Consider the following 20,662-nt stretch of genomic DNA (forward strand, 5'->3'; position numbering starts at 1 on the left):
CCGCGCTCGGGGTGTCCGTGGCCCGCACCCGCCTGGTGCTCTTGTGCGTCACGGCCCTGCTCACGGCCGCGCTGGTCAGCTCGGCCGGGGCGATCGGCTTCGTCGGGCTGGTCCTGCCGCACGCCGCGCGGGCCCTGGCCGGTCCCGGGCACGTCCGGCTGCTGCCGGTCACCGCACTCGCCGGCGCGGTGTTCCTGGTGTGGGTGGACACGCTCGCCCGTACGGTCCTGGATCCGCAGGAGGTGCCGGTGGGAGTCGTGACGTCGCTGATCGGGGTGCCGGCGTTCGTGGCGGTGCTGTACCGGACACGGAGGGTGCGGTGAGCGGGGTGGAAGCGGAGGTGAGCGGTGCCGGGCTGCGGGCCGAGCGGGTCGGTCGCCGGGCCGGCGGGCGCCTCGTCCTCGACGGTGTCGTCCTCGCGCCGGAGACCGGCTCCACCGTCGGCGTCCTCGGACCCAACGGCTCCGGCAAGTCCACGCTGCTGCGGCTGCTGGCCGGGCTGCTCACACCGACCGCCGGAGTCGTCACCCTCGACGGCACGCCACTGGGTGGCCTGCCCCGCCGTACGGTCGCCCGCCGCCTCGCCGTGGTCGAGCAGCAGGCCGACACACAGGTCGAGTTGACGGTCGCGGACGTAGTACGGCTGGGCCGCGTGCCGCACCGCCGCGCCTGGAAGCCGGCGTCGCCGGACGACGAGCGTGCGGTGCGCGGCGCTCTGGAGCGCACCGGCCTAGCCGACCGCGCCGACCAGCCCTGGCACACCCTCTCGGGCGGCGAACGCCAACGGGTGCAGATCGCCCGCGCGCTCGCCCAGGAACCCCGCGAACTCCTCCTGGACGAGCCGACGAACCACCTCGACATCCACCACCAGCTCGGCCTGCTCGCCCTGGTCACCGGCCTGCCGGTCACCACCGTCGTGGCCCTGCACGACCTCAACCTCGCGGCGATGTACTGCGACCAGGTCGTCGTGCTGAGCGCGGGGAGGGTCGTGGCGGGTGGTGCTCCGGGCGATGTCCTGACGGAGGAACTCATCGCCGAGGTGTACGGGGTGCGGGCCGCCGTCAGCTGTGACGGCCCCGGGCGGCGGCCTCATGTGCGGTTCCTGGGGACGCTGGGCTGAGCGGGCGGCGGGCGATCCGACGGGTGCGTTGCGGGGCCACGGAGTCTTCACCGACCGGCGTCTCGTCCCCGGGGCGACCTCTGCCCCGGGGACCTGGTCCGTCCGGCACGCCATTGGTGGGGTGTTCCCGCCACACTGGCCGGAAAAAGCCGCACGTGCCTGCGTGGGGCAGCCCGCCCGTCCTACGCTCGCCTCGTGCTGCGCATCATCGACGCCCGTACCGGCGAGCCGGTCGACGCCGCTCCGGCCCGCCGGGGCCTGACCCGTGTCGAGGTGCACGCGCCCGGCTCCGACCCGACGAATCTGCGGGTGCTGCTCGTGGCGGACCTGCTCGTGCGGGCGCTGGAGATCGGCGGCACGCCGGTGTGGGCCCTGCTGACCGGCGGGAGCCGGCAGGCGGAGCTGCGCGCGGACGCCGCGGCCCTCGGCATCCGCCCCTTCGAGGACAGCCCCGACGTCGGCGCCGGACTGGGCGAGGCCCAGGTCGTCCATGTCGCCGCCGAGGGCAGGACGGCCCCTGACGGGGTGCGGATCGCTGTCGCGCCCGTGGAGGCGACGGAGCCAGGCCCGTCGAACGGCCAGCCGGCGGGAGCCGGAACGCCGGGCGGTGTCGACCCCACCGTCCTGCGTCTCGCTCTGCTCACCCGGCACCGCAACGCCCCCGTCCGGCTGGAGGCGGCCTTCCTGGACGACGCCGGCGCCACCCTCGCCCGCTGGCGCGCCGCGGTCGCCCGTTGGGCCCGAAGGCCCTCCCGGCCCGTCCCTGACGATGTGCGGCGGCGGTTGCGTGAGGCCTGGGAGGACGATCTGGACGTGCCGCGGGTGCTCGACGAACTGCGGCGGCTGGAGAACGAGCCGGAGCTGCCGGACGGGGCCCGTTTCGAGACATACGCCTACGCCGACCGGCTGCTCGGCCTCGAACTCACCCGCGACCTGGGAGCCCTGTCATGATCGAGCGCGCCGGAGCGGGCCCGCTGCGCCGACTGGTCGTGCTGCGGCACGCCAAGTCCGCCTGGCCCCTGGACGTCGCCGACCACGAGCGCCCGCTCGCGCCGCGCGGCCGCCGGGACGCCCCCGCGGCCGGGCAGGCCCTGGCCGAGGCCGACTGCCTGCCGGACCTCGCGCTGTGCTCCACCGCCGTACGCGCCCGCCGGACCTGGGAGCTGGCCGCCGCCGAGTGGGGCACGCCCCCGCCGGTCCGCTACGACCGGCGCCTGTACGCCGCCGGCCCCGCCGGTCTGCTGGCCGTCGTGCAGGAGGTGTCGGCCGAGGTGGAGACGCTGCTGCTGATCGGGCACAACCCGGGCCTGGAGGAACTGGTCCTGGCGCTCGCCGGTGACGGTCTCGACGACAGCCTGGAGCGGGTCCGCACGAAGTTCCCTACGTCGGCCATCGCCGTACTGTCCTGGTACGGCACGACCTGGCGGGCCCTCACCCCCGGCACCGCGCTGCTCACCTCCCTGGCCGTGCCCCGGGGCGCGAAGAAGTAGCCCCGGGCCCGCGCATAGGGTGGCCGGATGCAGGACGAATACCGTACGGTCGCCCGCGCCGGCGTGCACGAGACCGAGGTCAACCGCTCCCGCTTCCTGTGCGCCCTCGCCCCGGCGGCCACCGAGCAGGAGGCGCAGGACTTCATCGCCGCGGTCCGCAAGGAACACGCCGACGCGTCCCACAACTGCTGGGCCTACGTCATCGGCGCCGACGCCTCTGTCCAGAAGGCGAGCGACGACGGCGAACCCGGTGGCACCGCCGGCGTCCCCATGCTCCAGATGCTGCTGCGCCGCGACATGCGGTACGTCGTCGCCGTCGTCACCCGCTACTTCGGCGGGGTCAAGCTGGGCGCCGGCGGGCTCATCCGGGCGTACGGCGGAGCGGTCGGCGAGGCCCTGGACACCCTCGGCACGCGTACCCGCCGCCGGTTCCGGCTGGCCACGGTCACCGTCGACCACCAGCGGGCCGGGAGGCTGGAGAACGACCTGCGTACCGGTGGGCGCGAGGTGCGGGACGTGCGCTACGGGGAGGCGGTCACGATCGACATCGCGCTGCCGGACGCCGACGTGGACGCCTTCCGGGCGTGGCTCGCCGACGCGACCGCCGGAACGGCCGGCTTCCAACCGGGCGGGGAGGCGTACGGCGACGCCTGACGCGCCGTCGGTCACCTGCGCGGCGCCCGGGAGCCGGCCCGTCGGGCGTCACCGGTGGTGGAGTGGGACGGCTGCCCGCAGCGCACCACCGAGGGCGTCGGGCACGCGTACGGGCTCCGCCCCCTCGGCCGGATCGGAGAAGGGGCGGAGCGACGGGTGCCGGAGCGGCTGTCGCGGACGGCGGCTATCGGTCGGTGCCGGTGACGGCGGGCTCTTCCACTCCGGTGGGGCCTCGGGCGCCCTCGGCCCCCGCACCCCCCGCTTCCGCGCTCGCTGGTACGCGGCCCAGCCGGACGGCGAGCAGTGCCGTGCCGACGGCGAGTGCCGCGAGGACGTAGGCGGTGAGGTCGAAGGCCTCCGCGAAGTCGGCCGTGCCGGTGTCCGGTCCCGGTGCCTGGGGATTGGTACCCAGGAAGCCGCGGTACAGGGCCCCGATGACGGCTACCCCGAAGGCCATGCCCGCTTGGGTGACGGTGTTCAGCACACCTGATCCGGCGCCCGCGTCGTCCGGGTGGACCCGGGAGAGGACGGTGTCCACCAAGGGCGCGACGACCAGGCCCTGCCCGAATCCGGAGACCCCCATCACCGCCGCGAGGCCGATCGCCTGGCTCGTGCCCTCCAGGCCGGTGACGGCGGGCACGGCGGCGAGAGAGGCCGCCATGACCAGGCCGCCCGCCACCGACACCCCGATGCCGAACCGGGCGGCGAGCCTGCGGCAGGCCGCGGAGGCGGCGATGAATCCGAGGCCGAGCGGCACAAAGACCATGCTCGCTGCCAGCGGCGTCAGCCGGAGGCCCGACTGGAGGTGGTAGGTGAGAACCAGGAACAGCCCGGCGTTGCCGGAGAAGAACAGCAGCACGGTGCCCATGCTGAGCGGGAAGCCCTTGGCCCGCAGCAGCCGGCTCGGCAGCAGCGGGTCGTTGCCCCGGGATTCCGTCCAGCGCTCCCACCGCAGGAAGGCCATGGTGCCGGCCGCACCGAGGGTGAAGCAGACGTACGTCCACCAGGGCCAGCCGTGCTCGCCGCCGAGGATCAGCGGGATGAGCACGAGAGGCAGCAGCACGGCGGTGAAGACGGCGCCGACGATGTCGAGCCGCGGCAGATCGGTGCTGCGGCTCTCGGCAATGGCGGGCACGGCCGCGCACAGGATCGCCGCGCCAATGGGCACGTTGATCAGGAAGATCACGCGCCAGCCCAGACCGGCCACGTCGAGGTCGAGCAGCAGGCCGCCGCCGACGAGGCCTGCGATGACGCCCGCGCCGATGGAGGCACCGTAGGCGCCGACGGCACGTGCGCGGTCGCGTTCGTGGACGAAGACGGCCCGGATGAGCGAGAGCACCTGCGGTGTCATCACCGCGGCCGACAAACCCTGGAGCACCCGGGCCGCGATCAGCGTGGCCGGGCCGGGCGCGAGCGCGCACAGCAGGGACGTCAGGGTGAAGGTGGCCACGCCGTACTGGAAGGTGCGCTTGCGGCCGATCCGGTCGCCGAGCCGGCCACCGGTTACCATGCCCGCTGCGTAAGCGATCACGTAACCGTCGATCACGAACTGGAGTTGGCCGAACCCGGCGTTCAGGTCCGCCTGGATCCCCGGAGCCGCGACGTTCACGATGAACATGTCGATCTGGCTCATGAACATCGCGAGCAGGACCACGGTGAGTCCCGCCCAGTCCCGGCCGGTGGCCCGGGGAGGGCCGGTGGCGGTGGCGGCCCCGGCCTCGGCTCCCGCCTTCGGGCTCGCTTTCCGTGTCTCTGTGCGCATATCACCACTCGGTTCGAACGTGCGCTGAAGCGCGCTTGTTTAGTGCTAAATTCAGATCTAAATGTAGCAGGTCGGTGTGGAGGGTGAGCTCATGACGGCATCAGAGGAAACCGATCGCCGACCGGCGGGAGAGGACCCGGTGGACGCCATCGCGGCTGCCTGGAGCCGTGAGCGGCCCCAGACCCCGGTGAGCTCCATCGGCGTGGTCACGAGGATCTGGCAGCTCGCCAAGCACTTCGGCGACGACCGCCGGCGGGTCCTCGCCGAAGCAGGGGTCGATCCGGCCACGCTCGATCTGCTCAGCGTGCTGCGCCGCAGCGGCCCGCCCTACACGCTGAGCACCCGGGACCTCGCCGGGCACTCCCTGGTGACCGCGGGCGCCATCTCCCAGCGGGTCGCGCGTGCCGAGCGCGACAACCTGGTCACGCGCCGCCCCGCCCCCGGCCGCAGCCGCGCGGTTCTGGTCGAACTGACCCCGGCCGGGCACGAGTTGGTGGAGCGCACGGTGGACCGGGTGCTCGCCCGCGAGGCGCAGCTGCTGGAACGCCTGGGCCCGGAGCGGCGCGAGGCACTCGCCGAGTTGCTGCGCGAGCTGCTCGACGACGTGCAGGACGAGCTGAACGTGCGGGGTGTGTCCCATGTCGGGCACGAGGGCCTCGACCCCACGGGGCGGGGCTGAGCCGGACCGTCGTCGGTACGGCTGCCCCGTGGCCGTCCCGGGGGAGCCGTGCCGTCCTGTTCCCGGGGCGGCGGGACCGGCTCGGTATTGGGCTCAGTACCCGTATGCGCTGGGCGTGTTCCGGCCGCCGTCCACCGGGATTTTCGCGCCGTTGACGGCCCGCACCCGGTCCGAGAGCAGGAAGGCCATCACCTCGGCGACTCCCCGCCGGGACGCCGCATGCACGATTTCAACCGCCTGCACCTCACCAACGAGAAGGACCTGCGGGCCCGGACCCAGGCGCTGCTCGCCGCCCGCTCCTCTCCCGCCTTCGACGCCGGCGAGCTCAACCCACATGCTCGACCTCCCGCAGGGCCGCTACCACACGCAGCTGCACCGCAACGGGCTGGAGACCGCGCTGCGCCTGGACCGGTGGAAACGGGAGCACGACCTCGCGCCGGAGTGACCTGTTCCACGGCATACGCGCGGACATTTCCCCTGAATTGACGCCCGATGGCTGGGGCATCCCGAGGTTCGTGATGGACCAGGTGCCCGCACGGGTTAGCGTGGTGGGTGCTGACAGCGAGCCGTGCCGGCTCGTACGGGTCGTGGAGCGGTAGCAGGGGGAGACATGCAGGTCGGAGCGGCGTCGTGAGACTGCTGCACACGTCCGACTGGCACCTGGGCCGGTCGTTCCACCGGGTGAACATGCTCGGCGCCCAGGCCGAGTTCATCGGCCACCTCGTCGCGACCGTGCGGGAGCGGGCCGTGGACGCGGTGCTCGTGTCGGGGGACGTCTACGACCGGGCCGTGCCGCCGCTCGCCGCGGTCGAGCTGTTCGACGACGCCCTGCACCGCCTCGCCGACCTCGGCGTGCCGACCGTGATGATCTCCGGGAACCACGATTCGGCCCGCCGGCTGGGCGTCGGCGCGGGCCTCATAGGGCGGGCCGGCATCCATCTGCGGACCGAGCCGTCGGCGGCCGGCACCCCGGTGGTGCTGGCCGACGCCCACGGGGACGTCGCCTTCTACGGACTGCCCTACCTCGAACCGGCCCTGGTGAAGGACGAGTTCGGCGTGGAGAAGGCCGCGCACGAGGCCGTGCTCGCCGCCGCCATGGACCGGGTCCGCGCCGACCTCGCCGCGCGAGCGCCCGGCACGCGCTCCGTCGTCCTCGCGCACGCCTTCGTCACCGGCGGCGAACCCAGCGACAGCGAACGGGACATCACCGTCGGCGGCGTGGCCGCGGTGCCCGCCGGCGTCTTCGACGGCGTCGACTACGTGGCGCTCGGGCACCTGCACGGCTGCCAGAGCCTCACCGACCGCGTCCGCTACTCCGGCTCTCCGCTGCCCTACTCCTTCTCGGAGTCCGCGCACCGCAAGAGCATGTGGCTCGTCGACCTGGCCGCCGACGGCTCCGTCGACGCCGAGCGCGTCGACTGCCCGGTGCCGCGCGCCCTGGCCCGGATCCGGGGCAGGCTGGAGGACCTGCTCGCCGACCCGGAGCTGGCGCGGCACGAGGAGGCGTGGGTCGAGGCGACGCTCACCGACCCGGTCCGCCCGGCCGACCCCATGGCCCGGCTCGCCGAGCGCTTCCCGCACACCCTCAGCCTCGTCTTCGACCCCGACCGGACCGAGGACGATCCCGAGGTGTCGTACGCCCGGCGCCTCGCCGGCCGCAGCGATCAGCAGATCGCGGAGGACTTCGTCGCCCACGTGCGCGGCGCCGGACCCGACGCGCACGAACAGGGCGTGCTGCGGGACGCGTTCGACGTGGTGCGGGCCGACGAGACCGTACGGGAGGTCGCCCGGTGAGGCTCCACCGGCTGACGGTCACCGCCTTCGGACCCTTCGGAGGCACCCAGACCGTCGATTTCGACGAGCTGTCGGCGGCCGGGCTGTTCCTGCTGCACGGACCCACCGGCGCGGGCAAGACATCCGTCCTCGACGCCGTGTGCTACGCCCTGTACGGCTCGGTGCCGGGAGCCCGGCAGGGCAGCGGACAGGGCACGGCCCTGCGCAGCGACCACGCCGCACCGGCGACCCGCACGGAGGTCACCCTCGAACTCACCGTGGCCGGACGCCGCCTGGAGATCACCCGGCAGCCGCCCTGGGAACGCCCCAAGAAACGCGGCACCGGCACGACCCTCGACAAGGCCCAGACCTGGCTCCGCGAGTACGACACCACGGCCGGGGCCTGGAAGGACCTCAGCCGCTCCCACCAGGAGATCGGCGAGGAGATCACCCAGCTGCTCGGCATGAGCCGGGAGCAGTTCTGCCAGGTCGTGCTGTTGCCGCAGGGCGACTTCGCGCGGTTCCTGCGCGCCGACGCCGAGGCCCGCGGCAAGCTGCTGGGCCGCCTGTTCGACACCCGCCGCTTCGCCGACGTCGAGAAGCGCCTCGCCGAGCGCCGCCGCGCCACCGAGACCCAGGTCCGGGACGGGGACGCCGCGCTGCTGGCCGACGCCCACCGCATGCAGCAGGCCGCGGGCGACGCCATGCGGCTGCCGGACCTGGCCCCCGGCGAACCAGGACTCGCCGACGCCGTGCTGGGCGCCGCCGCCGTCGCCCGCAGCACCGCCCGCGAACAGCTCGCCGTCGCCGAGTGCACCCTCACCGCCGCCGAGTCCGCGCAGGCCGCCGCCGCCCGTGCCCTCGACGACGTACGCGAACTCGCCCGCCTCCAGCGGCGGTTCGCTCAGGCGCGGGAACGGGCGGCGCTCCTGGAGGAACGGACCGAGGGGTACCGGCAGGCGCAGAAGCGCATGGAGCGCGCCCGCAAGGCCGAGGCGGTCGCACCCGCCCTGGACCTGCGGGAGACCGCCGACGCCGAACACCGCCGGGCGGCCGCCGCCGAGGCAGGCGCGCGTGCCCTGCTGCCCGAGACCTTCGCCGACGCGGGCGCGGCCGGACTCGCGGCCGCCGCCCGCCGGGCCGCCGAGGAACTGGGCGGACTGGACTCGGCCCGCCGCGCAGAGCGGCGGCTGACCGAACTCCTCGACGAACGCGCCGGCCTGGACCGCCAGGAACGCGCCGACGCCGACGTCCTTCAGGAGGCGGACGCCTGGCTCGACGGCTGGGAGGAGACGCGCACCGCCCTCCAGGCCGGCGTCGACTCCGCGCAGCAGGCCGCCTCCCTCGCCGAACAGCTCGCCGTGCGCCGCGAGCCCGCGCGGCAGCGGCTGAAGGCGGCCCGGCTGCGCGACCAGCTCGCCGAGGACACGAACAAGGCCGTAGAGCAGGTCCGCACCGCACAGGAAGAGGTGCTGGGCGCCAAGCAGCACTGGCTCGACCTGAAGGAACAGCGCCTGACCGGCATCGCCGCCGAACTGGCCGCGCACCTCACCGACGGCGAGCCCTGCGCCGTCTGTGGTGCCACCGAACACCCCGCCCCGGCCCGCAAGGTCGCCGGGCACGTCGACCGCGAGGCCGAGGAAGACGCCCTGGCCGCCTACCAGCACGCCGACGAACAGCGTGCCGAGCGCGAGCGGAACCTCGGTGTCGTCCGGGAGGCGCTGGCCGCCGCCACCGCCGAGGCCGGTGACACCCCCACCGGACAACTCGCCCGCGAGGCCGAGGAGCTGGAGGAACAGTACTCGCGGGCCCGCCGGGGCGCCGCCGAGCTGCACGCCGCGCAGGAACGGCTGCGGCAGGCCGGGCACGAGCACGAGCGGCGCGTCGCCGCCCGGCAGGAGGCCGCCGTGCGGAGCGCCGCCCGGGTCGGTCACCGGGAGCGGCTGGAGAGCGAACGCGCCGCCCTGGAGGAGGAGCTGGACCGGGCGAGGGGCGCCCTGGACAGCGTCGCCGCCCGGGCCGCGCAACTGGAGCGCCGAACCGCGCTGCTCACGGACGCCGCCGACGCCGCCCGCGCCGCCGAGGACACCGCCCAGCGGCTCAAGGACGCCGACGCCCGCCTCTCCGACGCGGCCTTCCGCGCCGGCTTCGACACCCCGCGGGACGCGGCCGCCGCCCTCCTCGACGACGCCGCCCACCGCGAGCTGCAACGGCGGCTGGACGCCTGGCAGACCGAGGAGGCCGCCGTACGGGCCGTCCTCGCCGAGGCCGACACCGCGGCCGCCGCCCGGCAGCAGCCCGCCGACCTCGCCTCGGCGCAGCTTGCCGCCGACGCCGCGGCCCGCCGGCTGCGTGACGCCGCCTCCGCCCACGACGCCGCCGTCCGGCGCTGCGCCGAACTCGACCGGCTCTCCGCCCGGGCGACCGCCTCCGTCCGCCGGCTGGCGCCGCTGCGCGAGGAGTACGACCGGGTCGCCCGCCTGGCCGGCCTCACCGCCGGCACCTCGGCGGACAACGAACGCCGGATGCGCCTGGAGTCGTACGTGCTGGCGGCCCGCCTGGAACAGGTCGCCGCCGCCGCGACCGTACGGCTGCGGCGCATGTCGTCCGGCCGCTACACCCTCGTCCACTCCGACGACCGCACCGGACGCGGCCGCAGCGGACTCGGACTGCACGTCGTCGACGCCTGGACCGGCCGCGAGCGGGACACGGCGACGCTCTCGGGCGGCGAGACGTTCTTCGCCTCGCTCGCCCTCGCCCTCGGCCTCGCGGACGTCGTCACCGATGAGGCGGGCGGGGTGCGGCTGGACACCCTCTTCATCGACGAGGGCTTCGGCAGCCTCGACGACCAGACCCTCGACGAGGTCCTCGACGTCCTGGACTCCCTGCGCGAACGCGACCGCAGCGTCGGCATCGTCAGCCACGTGCCCGACCTGCGGCGGCGGATCCACGCCCAACTGGAGGTCGTCAAGGGCAGGTCCGGATCGGTGCTGCGGCAGCGCGGCGTGGGCTGAGGTCAGCGGCCCAGGCCGCCGCCCACTTCCGCGCCGGTCTCGCCTTCCACACCGACGTGTCCGACGTCGCCGCCCTCGCGGCCGGCGGCGACCCCGGCTTCGTCGTCGTCGACTCCCGCTCCACCGAGGCGTGGGACCAGGGCCGCATCCCCGGCGCCGTCGACCTGCCGACCGCGCTCGCCCGCGAACAGGCCGCACACGTCCTCGGCAGGCCGGTACCGGTCGTGACGTACTGCTGGGGCCCCGGCCGCAACGGCGCCGCCCGTGCCCTCGCCGAACTCGGCTACCTGGTCAAGGAGATGCTCGGCGGTTTCGACTGGGTGCGCGAGGGCCTCGAGTTCGAGACCTGGCAGGGCCCGGAACGGCGTGCCCCGGATCCCCTGACGGCACCCGCGGAGGCCGGCGACTGCGGCTGCTGACCCGCGAAACCCTGAAGGGAGTTGACCATGTAGGTTCTTGCGCCATGGTGCGATACGCGGAGCCGGGCGTCGTGGAATGGGTGGAGTCGGGCGGCGGGCCGCTGATAGCGGTACCCGAGACGGTTCTGCCGTTCTGGGCGGGTGCCGACGGCGAGGAGACGGCCTCGGATTACGACCGGGCCTGTGAGGTGGACGGGCACGTCGGGCTCCTGCCGGTCGGCGACTGCACGGCCCTGGTCCTGGGCGACGAGCCTGCCTCGACGGCCTATCTGCCCGACCAGGGGATGTTCGTCCGGTGGTGCGCGGCGAATTCCGAGGACGAGTTGCTGGCGAGCGTGCCGGTGGCAGTCGACACGGCGGAGTGGGAGCCGGAGGTTCTGTGGGAGGTGCCGGGGGCTGTGCTGCTTTTCGACGCGGCATGGCCTGGGGCGGAGCCGGACCCTTCGGGGATCGAGCGGGTCCGGGTGGGGCTGGAGCCGGGGCGCTACGCGGTTCGGGCGGCTCGGGTGCAGCCCGGGCCCGAAACGTGGTTGGGCTTGGTTCAGTTGAGGTTGCTTGTGCCCAGGTGACCGTGGGGTCTTCGCTGTTCGGCGAGTGCGGGTCGTCTGTGGCTGGTCGCGCAGTTCCCGCGCCCCTGAGGGGGCGATATTCGCGTGCATCGGTCCCAGAGGCCCGGCCACGATGATCGTATGCCTCGACTTCCTCAGCCCCGTCCCGAAGAACTCCGCCGCGACCCCCTGCCCCTGCGCGGCCGCACAGCCCTCGTCACCGGTGCCAGCCGGCGCAGTGGCATCGGGCACGCCGTGGCCCGGCGCCTCGCCGCCTACGGGGCGAGTGTCTATCTGCACCACCATGTGCCGCACGATGCCGGTCAGCCCTGGGGCGCCGACCGTCCCGAGGACGTGGTCGCGTCCGTGCGCGAGGCGCTCGGGGATCCCGCAGCCCGGGTCGTCGACGGGCCCGGTGATCTCGCCGATCCGGCCGTGCCCGGTGAACTCGTCGGCAGGGCCGCCGAGGCGCTCGGCGGGCGTCTCGACATCCTCGTCGCCAACCACGCGCAGAGCGGGTTCGACGGCTCCCTGGACGAGATCGACACGGCGATGCTCGACAGGCACTGGGCGGTCGACACCCGCTCCGTGATCCTGCTGCTCCAGGCCTATGCGCGGCTGCGTTCCGCGCTGCCGCCGCGCAGCCCGGGCGGACGCGTGGTGATGATGACCTCCGGCCAGGACATCGCGGGCGGCATGCCCTGGGAGCTCGCCTACGCCCTCCAGAAGGGCGCCCTCGCCTCCGTCACCCGCTCCCTGGCGACGGCGCTCGCCGACCACGCGGTTACCGTGAACACCGTCAATCCGGGGCCCGTGGACACGGACTACATGACCGGCGAGGACTACGAGGCCATCGCGGAGCTCTTCCCCGCCGGGCGGTGGGGCATGCCCGACGACCCGGCCCGCCTCATCGCCTGGCTGGCCACGGACGAGGCGGAGTGGGTCACCGGGCAGGTCATCGACTCCGAGGGCGGCTTCCGCCGTTGACTTCCCCTGGAGGCCGACTTCCCCTAGAGCCGGGACAGTTCGTCCACCAGGTCGTCCAGGCCCAGCGAGCCCTGCGACAGGGCCGCCATGTGCCAGGCCTTCGGATCGAAGGCGTCGCCGCGCCGGGCGCGGGCCTTCTCGCGGCCCAGCAGCCAGGCCCGCTCGCCGAGCTTGTAGCCGATGGCCTGGCCCGGCATGGACAGATAGCGGGTCAGCTCGCTCTCCACGAAGTCCGCGGGCCGGCTGCTGTGCGAGCCGAAGAACTCCTGCGCCAGCTCGGGCGTCCAGCGCTCGCCCGGGTGGAAGGGGGAGTCGTCCGGGATCGCCAGCTCCAGGTGCATGCCGATGTCGATGATGACGCGCACGGCACGCATCATCTGCGCGTCAAGGTAACCGAGCCGGCGCTCCGGGTCCGTCAGGAAGCCCAGTTCGTCCATCAGGCGCTCGGCGTACAGGGCCCAGCCCTCGGCGTTGGCGCTCACCATGCCGACACTCGCCTGGTAGCGGGAGAGGTTCTGCGCCACGTGCTTCCACTGCGCCAGCTGGAGGTGGTGGCCGGGCACGCCCTCGTGGTACCAGGTCGACACCAGGTCGTAGACGGGGAAGCTCGTCTCGCCCATGGTCGGCAGCCAGGTGCAGCCCGGGCGCGTGAAGTCGTCCGACGGCGGCGTGTAGTAGGGAGCCGCGGCGCTGCCCGGAGGGGCGATGCGCGACTCCACCCGGCGCACCCGCTCGGCCAGGTCGAAGTGGGTGCCGTCGAGCGCGTCGATCGCCTCGTCCATCAGGGACTGCAACCAGTCGCGGACCTCGTCGACGCCCTCGATGTGCGTGCCGTGCTCGTCCAGGTGCGCCAGCGCCACCCACGGAGTGGCGGCACCGGGCAGGATCTTCTCGGCCTCCGCCTTCATCTCGCCGAGGAGGCGGTGGTACTCGGACCAGCCGTACGCGTACGCCTCGTCCAGGTCGAGATCCGTGCCGTTGTAGTACCGCACCCAGCGCGCGTACCGCTCCCGGCCCACCACGTCCGGCGCGCCCTCGATCGCCGGCGCGTACACGTCCCGCATCCAGTCGCGCAGCCGCAGAACCGCCTCGGTGGCCGAGCGGGCCGCCGTGTCCAGCTCGGACCGCAGCGCCTCGGGGCCGGCGGCCGCGAAGGTCTCGAACCAGCCACGGCCCTCGCCGTCGGCGTCCGCCCACTCGCCGAGCTGCTCCACGAACGTGGCCGTGGCACGCGGCCCGCCGTACAGCTTCCGCTCCAGGCCGAGCGCCAGGGACTCCCGGTACCCCTCCAGCGCGGCCGGGACCGCGCGCAGCCGCTCGGCGATCGCCGCCCAGTCCTCCTCCGACTGCGCCGGCGTCACGGTGAACACCTGGCGCACCGCATGAGCGATGGAGCTCAGATTGCTGACGGAACGCAGACTCTCCTCGGCCTCGTGCACGCCGAGCTCGGCGTTGAGCCGCTCACGCAGCAGCCGCGCGCACCGGCGCTCGATGTCACTGTCCGCGCCGGGCAGCCGCTCCGCCTCGTCCAGCCGGGCCAGCGTCCGGCGCGCCAGCTGCGCGAGCGCCTCCTGCCCCGCGGGCGAGGTGTCGGGCAGCCTGCCCGAACTCTCCTTGACGCCGAGGAACGTGCCGGTGATCGGGTCGAGGGCGACGAGCTCGTCGACGTACGCGTCGGCGACCTCACGGGGCAGCGGGCTCTTGATCTCAGACATGCGGTCCATCCTGGTACGACGTGCAGCGCACGTCACGCGGATTGAGCCGAGGGCGAAGGCGGCAGCAGCGGCCCGCACTCCCACTGCTGGAAGATCAGCCGGGTCTCCACACGAGCCACCTCCCGCCGCGAGGTGAACTCGTCCAGCACGAGCCGCTGAAGGTCGGCCATGTCGGCGACCGCGACATGGACGAGGTAGTCGTCCGGCCCGGTCAGGTGGAAGACCGTCCGCGACTCCGGCAGGGCGCGGATCCGCTCCACGAACGGCCCCACCAGCTCCCGCCGGTGCGGCCTGACCTGCACCGACAGCAGGGCCTCCAGCCCTCGCCCCAGCTTGGCCGGATCCAGCTCCAGCCGGTGCCCCAGGATCACGCCCGAGCGGCGCAGCCGGGCCACCCGGTCCAGACAGGTCGACGGCGCCACCCCGACCTGGGCGGCGAGATCCCGGTACGTCGTCCGGGCGTCGTTCTGCAACAGCCGCAGCAGGTGGAGATCGACCGGGTCCAGTACGACAGATTCCGCCATCGGCCGAACGTAGCACGGGCTTCTCACCCTCGGGCCCGGTCGGTGTTCACCCTTCCGTCATGGACACAGCGAGCATGGGCGCCCACGACGACGTACGCACCGCACCGAGAGCACTCGCCACCGAGGCCGTCCACGCCGGGCGGGACGACCTCGCCCGGCAGGGGCTGCACGCCCCGCCGATCGACCTGTCCACCACCTACCCGTCGTACGACAGCCGCGGCGAGGCGGCCCGTATCGACGCGTTCGCGGCCACCGGGGCGGAGCCGGACGGCCCGCCCGTGTACGGGCGGCTGGGCAATCCGACCGTCGCCCGCTTCGAGACCGCGCTGGCCCGCCTGGAGGGCACCGAGGCGGCGGTCGCGTTCGCCAGCGGCATGGCCGCCCTGAGCGCCGTCCTGCTCGTACGCGCCTCCATGGGGCTGCGGCACGTGGTGGCCGTACGCCCCCTCTACGGGTGCAGCGACCATCTGCTGACCGCCGGGCTGCTGGGCTCGGAGGTGACCTGGACCGACCCGGCCGGAATCGCGGAGGCACTGCGTCCGGACACCGGCCTGGTGATCGTGGAGTCCCCGGCCAACCCCACGCTGGCCGAGGTCGACCTCCGGGCCGTCGCACACGCCTGCGGCTCGGTGCCGCTGCTCGTGGACAACACGTTCGCCACGCCGGTGCTCCAGCGCCCCGCCGGACAGGGCGCACGGCTGGTGCTGCACAGCGCCACCAAGTACCTCGGCGGCCACGGGGACGTGCTGGCGGGCGTCATCGCCTGCGACGAGGACTTCGCGGGCCGGCTGCGGCAGGTCCGCTTCGCGACGGGCGGCGTCCTGCACCCCCTGGCTGGCTATCTGCTGCTGCGCGGCCTGTCCACCCTCCCCGTCCGGGTACGGGCCGCCTCCGCCAACGCCGCCGAACTCGCCCACCGCCTCGCCGCCGACCCGCGCGTAGCCCGTGTGCACTACCCGCGCATCGGCGGCGCGATGGTCTCCTTCGAGACACACGGCGACCCTCACGAGGTCATCGCCGGTGTCCGCCTGATCACCCCGGCGGTGAGCCTCGGCAGCGTGGACACCCTCATCCAGCACCCGGCCTCCATCAGCCACCGCATCGTGGACGCGGACGACCGCAGGGTGGCCGGGGTGAGCGACCGGTTGCTGAGGATGTCGGTGGGCTTGGAGGACGTGGAGGACCTCTGGTCGGATCTCGACCAGGCGCTGAAGCGCCCCACCAGGGGCGCGGAGCTGTACTGATATGCGGCCCCGCCGCGTGGGCGCGACAAGCCGCGACGAACCCGCACCCGCCGACACACAGACGCTCCTACGACGCTGAGGCGCTCCCCAACTCACCCGCACTCGACCCGACCGGCTCACCCAGCCGCGCGGTGATGACCAAGGTCCCCTCCTCGACCTGATAGTCGAGGGGGAGGCCCAGCCCCCGCATCGCAGCAACCATCCCGGTGTTGGACGACTGCGTCACGGCGTACACACTCCTGCAACCCCCTTCCGCGGCCATCGCGACCAGCCGGCCCAGCAACTCCCCGCCGACACCACGCCGCTGCCACGCGTCCTCGACGATCAACGCGACTTCCGTCTCGTCCCCGTCCCACAGCAGATGCCCGAGCCCGACCAGCCGCCCGGAGGCCGTCTGCACGGCGAGGGTACGGCCGAAGCGCGGACTGAGCAGGTGGTTGAGATACCGGTCGGCGTCCCCGACCGGCCCGTGGTAGCGCAGCCTGAGCGTGCGGTCCGAGCACCGCTCGTGCATCGCCCTGGCCGCCTCCAGATCACGGGTGTCGGCCCGGCGCACCGTGATGTCGCTGCCCTCGGCCAGAGTGAGCACGTCCCGGCCGTGCGGGACGCGCGGCCCGAGCCGGGCGTCCAGTTCCACCAGGGCCCTGGCCCGGGCGAACTCGGTCGGTGTGAAGGCCAGGTACGGCCGCTCCACGGTGATGACTCCGCCTTCCGGGGCGCGCAGGCGCATCACGGTGTCGTCGAGGGCTCCCTCCACCGGGACACCGTGGGACGCCCGGCCGCCGCCGGCCGGGGCGGGCTGGGAACGGATCGTGCACCGGCCCAGCAACTGGCGCAGCGCCAGGGGAAGTTCCGCGGCATCCAGGGCGGTCCGGGTGGCGAGGCCCAGCACCCGGGTCGGCGCGTCCACCAGGTCGTGGGCGTCGGCCCGCTCGAGCCAGGTGTCGGTGCCGCCGGCCGTCCGGACCGCCGTGGCGATCCCCGAGGCCGGCAGCTCGCCCGGGGCACGCAGCAGGAACTCGTCCACCGTGCCCTCGGCCAGCGGATGTGTCTGGAGGCTGAGGATGTCGACCCGGTGCCCGGCGAGGGCCGTGCACAGGGCCGCCAGCGATCCGGGCTCGTCCTTCACCGTGGTCCGCATCCGCCACAGCGTGTTCGATGCAGGCGTCTTCGCCCCCGGCACCGGCTCCGGTGCCGGGGACTCGGTATCGTCCGTCGGCGGCGCGTGTTCGTGGCGTCGTGTTCGCCAGGTCTGGAGCGCCGCCGCGACCCGCTGCCACGGGTTGGCCGGGCGGCAGTCGTTCAGGTGCGTCGCATCAGTCACTTTTCGCATCATGCACCCACTGTGACCGAACGGTGTTGCGTGATCACGAACGCATTGTGACCGGCGGGTAAAAGGGTTGGCTTGCCCTCTTTATCGACCCTTCAAACGTTGCGCGCCGTACCTTACGCCGTGCCTGACGCCGCACCTCGCGTCGCACCTCACTGGCCGACCAGGCCCGGCTGGAGCACCTTCGTGAACAGCACGGTGCCGTCCTGCTCGCGCAGACGCACCGTCAACTCGCCGCTGCCGCCGTCGATGTCGACCTCGCCGAAGAACTGGTAGCCCCCGGCGGGGGAGACGTTGGCGGTCGTCGGTGCTTTCAGGAACACACGGTCGGGACCGAAGGTGCCGTCGAGCGTGTTCGCCGGGAACGCACCGGCGTTCAGCGGGCCCGACACGAACTCCCAGAACGGCTCGAAGTCGGTGAAGGTGGCCCGCGACGGCTGGTAGTGCTGCGCCGAGGTGTAGTGGACGTCGGCCGTGAGCCACACCGTGCCGGTGATCCTGCGGTGCTTGACGAAACGCAGCAGCTCGGCGATCTGGAGCTCACGGCCCAGGGGCGCCCCGGGGTCGCCCTGGGCCACGGCCTCGATGTTCGGCCTGCCGTCGCCGGTGTCCGGGACGACCAGCCCGATCGGCATGTCGGAGGCGATCACCTTCCACACCGCGCGGGAGCGGGACAACTCGCGCTTGAGCCACTCCAGCTGCTCGCGGCCGAGGATGCCCTGCGGGTCGGTGGGCTGGTCGTCCGGCGAGTTGGCGTTGCGGTAGGTGCGCATGTCCAGCACGAAGACGTCCAGCAGCGGGCCGTGGTGCTGCACCCGGTAGACGCGGCCGTCGGGGCGGCGCAGCGTGGAGATCGGGAAGTACTCCGAGAAGGCGCGGCGGGCGCGGGCGGCGAGCACGTCGACGTTCTTCTCGGTGTACCGGGTGTCGCCGAGGATCTCGCCCGGGTACCAGTTGTTGGTGACCTCGTGGTCGTCCCACTGGATGATGGAGGGGACCCGGGCGTTGAAGGCGCGCAGGTTCTCGTCCAGCAGGTTGTAGCGGAAGTTGCCGCGGAACTCCGCCAGGGTCTCGGCGACCTTCGCCTTCTCCTCGGTGGTGATGTTCCGCCAGGTACGGCCGTCGGGCAGGGCCACGGTCTCGGTGAGGGGCCCGTCGGCGTAGATGTTGTCGCCGCTGCAGATGAAGAAGTCCGGGTCGAGGGCGGCCATCGCCTCGTAGATCCGGTAGCCGCCGAGCTCCGGGTTGATGCCCCAGCCCTGACCGGCCAGGTCGCCGGACCAGACGAACCGCACGCCGTCACGCCGCTTGTCGGAGGCCGTGCGGAAGGTGCCGGTGACCGGCTCGCCGGTGCGGCGCGGGTCGTCCGGGTCGGCGAGCAGTACCCGGTAGTGGATCTGCTCGCCGGACGGCAGGCCGCGAAGCCGGGTCGTGCCGGTGAAGTCGGTGCCCTGACCCAGCAGCGGGCCGTGCCATCTGCGCGGGTTGCGGAACGACTCGGTCGCCGACGTCTCGACGATCATCCGGGCCGGCCGGTCGGACCGCACCCACACCAGCCCGGAGTCGCAGGTCACGTCTCCCGCCTGCACACCCCACCCCGCCTTCGGACGCCCCGACCGCGCGAAGGCCGGCGCCGCGCCGAGAGCGGTGGGCAGGGTGAGGGCCGCCGACGCGGCGAGGGAGCCACGCAGGACGCTACGGCGCGCGGGGAACGGACGGTGTGACATGGATGCGCCTCCAGGGACGAGATCCGGCCAGTGTGCACAGCCACAACTACTGGCACGCCGCAGCGCACACACGAACCCCAAGTGAACAACTGACCGCAGCGGGAGGGGAACCGGCGGGAACCCGCGAGCTCAGCCGGAGTCACCCGTGGCCGCCTCCGCCATCAGACGTACGCCCTCGTGGATCCGGGCGGGCGGTACGTGCGCGTAGCCCAGAACGAGCCGTGTCCGCTTCGGCGCGTCGGTCTCCTCCCGCGCGGGACGCGGGTGTGCGTAGGCCGACAGGGGGCGTACCGCCACCCCGGCCGCCGTCACGCGGGTGAGGAAACGCTCCTCGGGGCCGTAGCGCTCCGGCAGGGTGGCGATCACGTGCAGGCCGGCGGCGATGCCCGAGACCCGGGAGCCGGGGAAGTGCTCGTCGAGGGCGGCGGTCAGGGCGTCACGGCGCTCACGGTAGGCGCGCTGGCAGCGGCGCAACTGGCGGTCGTAGTCGCCGCGCTCCAGGAAGCGGGCGAACAGTGCCTGGTCGAGGGCCGGATGGCCGAGGTCCAAGGTGCGCTTGCGTTCGACGATCTCCTCCGCCCAGGACTCGGGCACCAGCAGCCAGCCCAGCCGCAGGCCGGGCGCGAGGGACTTGCTGACCGAGCCCGTGTAGGCGACGTGGTCCGGGTCGAGGCCCTGGAGCGCGCCGACGGGAGCGCGGTCGTAGCGGAAGTCGCCGTCGTAGTCGTCCTCCAGGACGATGCCGTCCACGGACCGCGCCCAGTCCAGCAGCGCGGCGCGACGGCGGGCCGAGTAGGCGATGCCGGTGGGGAACTGGTGGGCCGGCGTCGTCACCACGGCCCGCACACCCGACGCCCGCAGCGGTTCCAGGGCGATTCCCTCGCCGTCCACCGGCAGCGGTACGGCGGTGGCTCCGGCCGAGGCGTACAGCGCGTCGTGCTGGGGACTGCCCGGGTCCTCGACACCCACCGTGCGCACCCCGCGCCCGTGCAGCGCGAAACCCAGCAGCGTCGCCGCCTGGGCCACCCCGGAGACCACCACGATCCGCTCCGGGTCGGCCACCACACCCCGTCGCCGGGCGAGCAGTTCGGCCAGCGCGGTACGCAGCCGGGGCAGCCCGCGCGGATCGGGATACCCCAGCTCATGGTGCGGCAGTTCCGCCAGCACACCGCGCTGCGCGGCGGCCCACGCCGAGCGCGGGAACAGCGACAGGTCCGGCATCCCGGGCACGAAGTCCGCCCGGGCCCCGGGGGAGCGCGGAGCGAGGTCGTGCGCCCGCGGCCGGGCGGCCCGCACGGCCGAGCCCACCCACGTCCCGGCGCCCCGGCCGCTGCGCAGATAACCCTCCGCCGTCAGCTGCTCGTACGCCTCCGTGATCAGCCCGCGCGAGACCCCCAGATCGGCCGCGAGGTCCCGGCTCGACGGCAGCCGCGTGCCCGGTGCGAGCCGGCCCGAGCGGACCGCCTCGCGCAGCGCCGCCTGGAGGGAACGGCCACGCGTGCGTGCCGGTGCCGAAGCGGCCGGGAGCAGCAGCTCCCAGGCGGGCGACGCGGGTTCGTTGCGGTCCATGCGGTCAGTCTGCCGGATCCGTCGGCGGGCCTTCCGTCACCCGCCTTGCATGGGACGGCGGCTGTCGGCCACCAGCGTCCGAGCGCGCGTCGGCGTGCGTCGGCCGC

Annotated in this window: 19 protein-coding genes; 12 read left to right on the forward strand and 7 right to left on the reverse strand. The window is 73.7% G+C overall.

Annotation, left to right across the window (positions count from 1 at the left end; translation table 11 throughout):
• The 5 genes from AOQ53_RS14915 to AOQ53_RS14935 form a co-directional block, all read left to right on the forward strand.
• The coding region (locus tag AOQ53_RS14915; protein ID WP_148640327.1) for a FecCD family ABC transporter permease at window positions 1–323 on the forward strand (323 nt) is incomplete at its 5' end.
• Window positions 324–340: 17 nt separating this feature from the next.
• Window positions 341–1,120 (forward strand): ABC transporter ATP-binding protein, encoded by a 780-nt coding sequence (locus AOQ53_RS14920; RefSeq protein ID WP_078945321.1) that lies wholly within the window; start codon window positions 341–343, stop codon window positions 1,118–1,120.
• A 195-nt stretch (window positions 1,121–1,315) separates the two neighbouring features.
• The gene (locus AOQ53_RS14925) at window positions 1,316–2,071 is read left to right on the forward strand and encodes a hypothetical protein (protein WP_174523290.1); all 756 of its coding nucleotides are present in this window, start codon (window positions 1,316–1,318) and stop codon (window positions 2,069–2,071) included.
• Complete coding sequence (locus AOQ53_RS14930; protein WP_059417558.1) at window positions 2,068–2,610, forward strand: SixA phosphatase family protein; 543 nt, start codon at window positions 2,068–2,070, stop codon at window positions 2,608–2,610. The genes AOQ53_RS14925 and AOQ53_RS14930 overlap by 4 nt, the downstream gene beginning before the upstream one ends.
• Window positions 2,611–2,637: 27 nt before the next feature.
• A complete protein-coding gene (locus AOQ53_RS14935; RefSeq protein WP_059417561.1) occupies window positions 2,638–3,264 on the forward strand; it encodes a YigZ family protein in 627 nt (208 codons plus the stop codon).
• 184 nt (window positions 3,265–3,448) lie between these two features.
• Here AOQ53_RS14935 and AOQ53_RS14940 read toward each other — a convergent pair whose 3' ends face one another.
• Complete coding sequence (locus AOQ53_RS14940) at window positions 3,449–5,026, reverse strand: MFS transporter (protein WP_236711698.1); 1,578 nt, start codon at window positions 5,024–5,026, stop codon at window positions 3,449–3,451.
• A gap of 91 nt (window positions 5,027–5,117) precedes the next feature.
• Between AOQ53_RS14940 and AOQ53_RS14945 the strand changes: the two genes are divergently transcribed.
• Window positions 5,118–5,705, forward strand: coding sequence for a MarR family winged helix-turn-helix transcriptional regulator (locus AOQ53_RS14945; RefSeq protein WP_059417722.1), 588 nt, complete (start codon window positions 5,118–5,120; stop codon window positions 5,703–5,705).
• 93 nt (window positions 5,706–5,798) lie between these two features.
• On the opposite strand, the gene AOQ53_RS46250 is transcribed toward AOQ53_RS14945, so the two are convergent.
• A complete protein-coding gene (locus tag AOQ53_RS46250; RefSeq protein WP_059417563.1) occupies window positions 5,799–6,041 on the reverse strand; it encodes a hypothetical protein in 243 nt (80 codons plus the stop codon).
• 294 nt (window positions 6,042–6,335) lie between these two features.
• Here AOQ53_RS46250 and AOQ53_RS14955 point away from each other — a divergent pair, with 294 nt between their 5' ends.
• The 5 genes from AOQ53_RS14955 (at window position 6,336) to AOQ53_RS14975 (ending at window position 12,446) form a co-directional block, all read left to right on the forward strand.
• Window positions 6,336–7,499 (forward strand): exonuclease SbcCD subunit D, encoded by a 1,164-nt coding sequence (locus AOQ53_RS14955; RefSeq protein ID WP_059417565.1) that lies wholly within the window; start codon window positions 6,336–6,338, stop codon window positions 7,497–7,499.
• Window positions 7,496–10,492 (forward strand): AAA family ATPase, encoded by a 2,997-nt coding sequence (locus AOQ53_RS14960; RefSeq protein WP_059417567.1) that lies wholly within the window; start codon window positions 7,496–7,498, stop codon window positions 10,490–10,492. Before AOQ53_RS14955 ends, AOQ53_RS14960 begins: the two co-directional genes overlap by 4 nt.
• A complete protein-coding gene (locus AOQ53_RS14965; protein ID WP_059417569.1) occupies window positions 10,462–10,911 on the forward strand; it encodes a rhodanese-like domain-containing protein in 450 nt (149 codons plus the stop codon). The genes AOQ53_RS14960 and AOQ53_RS14965 overlap by 31 nt, the downstream gene beginning before the upstream one ends.
• 44 nt (window positions 10,912–10,955) lie before the next feature.
• On the forward strand, window positions 10,956–11,480 hold the full coding sequence (locus tag AOQ53_RS14970; RefSeq protein WP_059417571.1) for an immunity 21 family protein: 525 nt from the start codon (window positions 10,956–10,958) through the stop codon (window positions 11,478–11,480).
• Between the two features lie 120 nt (window positions 11,481–11,600).
• On the forward strand, window positions 11,601–12,446 hold the full coding sequence (locus AOQ53_RS14975) for an SDR family oxidoreductase (RefSeq protein WP_059417573.1): 846 nt from the start codon (window positions 11,601–11,603) through the stop codon (window positions 12,444–12,446).
• A gap of 23 nt (window positions 12,447–12,469) precedes the next feature.
• Here AOQ53_RS14975 and AOQ53_RS14980 read toward each other — a convergent pair whose 3' ends face one another.
• Entirely contained in the window at window positions 12,470–14,161 is a 1,692-nt protein-coding gene (locus AOQ53_RS14980) for a DUF885 domain-containing protein (protein ID WP_059417575.1), read from the reverse strand.
• A gap of 32 nt (window positions 14,162–14,193) precedes the next feature.
• The gene (locus AOQ53_RS14985; protein WP_059417578.1) at window positions 14,194–14,685 is read right to left on the reverse strand and encodes an Lrp/AsnC family transcriptional regulator; all 492 of its coding nucleotides are present in this window, start codon (window positions 14,683–14,685) and stop codon (window positions 14,194–14,196) included.
• A 59-nt stretch (window positions 14,686–14,744) separates the two neighbouring features.
• On the opposite strand from AOQ53_RS14985, the gene AOQ53_RS14990 reads away from it, so the two are divergent.
• Window positions 14,745–15,929 (forward strand): trans-sulfuration enzyme family protein, encoded by a 1,185-nt coding sequence (locus AOQ53_RS14990; RefSeq protein WP_059417580.1) that lies wholly within the window; start codon window positions 14,745–14,747, stop codon window positions 15,927–15,929.
• A 67-nt stretch (window positions 15,930–15,996) separates the two neighbouring features.
• On the opposite strand, the gene AOQ53_RS14995 is transcribed toward AOQ53_RS14990, so the two are convergent.
• The 3 genes from AOQ53_RS14995 to pdxR all read right to left on the reverse strand — a co-directional run bounded on the left by AOQ53_RS14995 (window position 15,997) and on the right by pdxR (window position 20,555).
• Window positions 15,997–17,262, reverse strand: coding sequence for a GNAT family N-acetyltransferase (locus AOQ53_RS14995; RefSeq protein WP_408055166.1), 1,266 nt, complete (start codon window positions 17,260–17,262; stop codon window positions 15,997–15,999).
• A 149-nt stretch (window positions 17,263–17,411) separates the two neighbouring features.
• Complete coding sequence (locus tag AOQ53_RS15000) at window positions 17,412–18,986, reverse strand: alkaline phosphatase D family protein (RefSeq protein ID WP_059417584.1); 1,575 nt, start codon at window positions 18,984–18,986, stop codon at window positions 17,412–17,414.
• A 129-nt stretch (window positions 18,987–19,115) separates the two neighbouring features.
• The gene (gene pdxR, locus AOQ53_RS15005) at window positions 19,116–20,555 is read right to left on the reverse strand and encodes a MocR-like pyridoxine biosynthesis transcription factor PdxR (RefSeq protein WP_059417586.1); all 1,440 of its coding nucleotides are present in this window, start codon (window positions 20,553–20,555) and stop codon (window positions 19,116–19,118) included.
• Between the last annotated feature and the right edge of the window lie 107 nt (window positions 20,556–20,662).

Origin of the sequence: Streptomyces azureus (assembly GCF_001270025.1) — a bacterium.
GTDB classification, from domain to species: Bacteria; Actinomycetota; Actinomycetes; order Streptomycetales; family Streptomycetaceae; genus Streptomyces; species Streptomyces azureus.

Excerpts from the sequence above, each read along its gene's own strand:
- AOQ53_RS14975 (WP_059417573.1), top strand. The coding sequence starts at position 11,601 with ATGCCTCGACTTCCTCAGCCCCGTCCCGAAGAACTCCGCCGCGACCCC.
- AOQ53_RS15000 (WP_059417584.1), bottom strand. The coding sequence starts at position 18,986 with ATGTCACACCGTCCGTTCCCCGCGCGCCGTAGCGTCCTGCGTGGCTCC.
- AOQ53_RS14930 (WP_059417558.1), top strand. The coding sequence starts at position 2,068 with ATGATCGAGCGCGCCGGAGCGGGCCCGCTGCGCCGACTGGTCGTGCTG.
- AOQ53_RS14985 (WP_059417578.1), bottom strand. The coding sequence starts at position 14,685 with ATGGCGGAATCTGTCGTACTGGACCCGGTCGATCTCCACCTGCTGCGG.
- AOQ53_RS14940 (WP_236711698.1), bottom strand. The coding sequence starts at position 5,026 with ATGCGCACAGAGACACGGAAAGCGAGCCCGAAGGCGGGAGCCGAGGCC.
- pdxR (WP_059417586.1), bottom strand. The coding sequence starts at position 20,555 with ATGGACCGCAACGAACCCGCGTCGCCCGCCTGGGAGCTGCTGCTCCCG.
- AOQ53_RS14970 (WP_059417571.1), top strand. The coding sequence starts at position 10,956 with ATGGTGCGATACGCGGAGCCGGGCGTCGTGGAATGGGTGGAGTCGGGC.
- AOQ53_RS14935 (WP_059417561.1), top strand. The coding sequence starts at position 2,638 with ATGCAGGACGAATACCGTACGGTCGCCCGCGCCGGCGTGCACGAGACC.
- AOQ53_RS14990 (WP_059417580.1), top strand. The coding sequence starts at position 14,745 with ATGGACACAGCGAGCATGGGCGCCCACGACGACGTACGCACCGCACCG.
- AOQ53_RS14995 (WP_408055166.1), bottom strand. The coding sequence starts at position 17,262 with ATGCGAAAAGTGACTGATGCGACGCACCTGAACGACTGCCGCCCGGCC.
- AOQ53_RS14945 (WP_059417722.1), top strand. The coding sequence starts at position 5,118 with ATGACGGCATCAGAGGAAACCGATCGCCGACCGGCGGGAGAGGACCCG.
- AOQ53_RS46250 (WP_059417563.1), bottom strand. The coding sequence starts at position 6,041 with ATGTGGGTTGAGCTCGCCGGCGTCGAAGGCGGGAGAGGAGCGGGCGGC.
- AOQ53_RS14980 (WP_059417575.1), bottom strand. The coding sequence starts at position 14,161 with ATGTCTGAGATCAAGAGCCCGCTGCCCCGTGAGGTCGCCGACGCGTAC.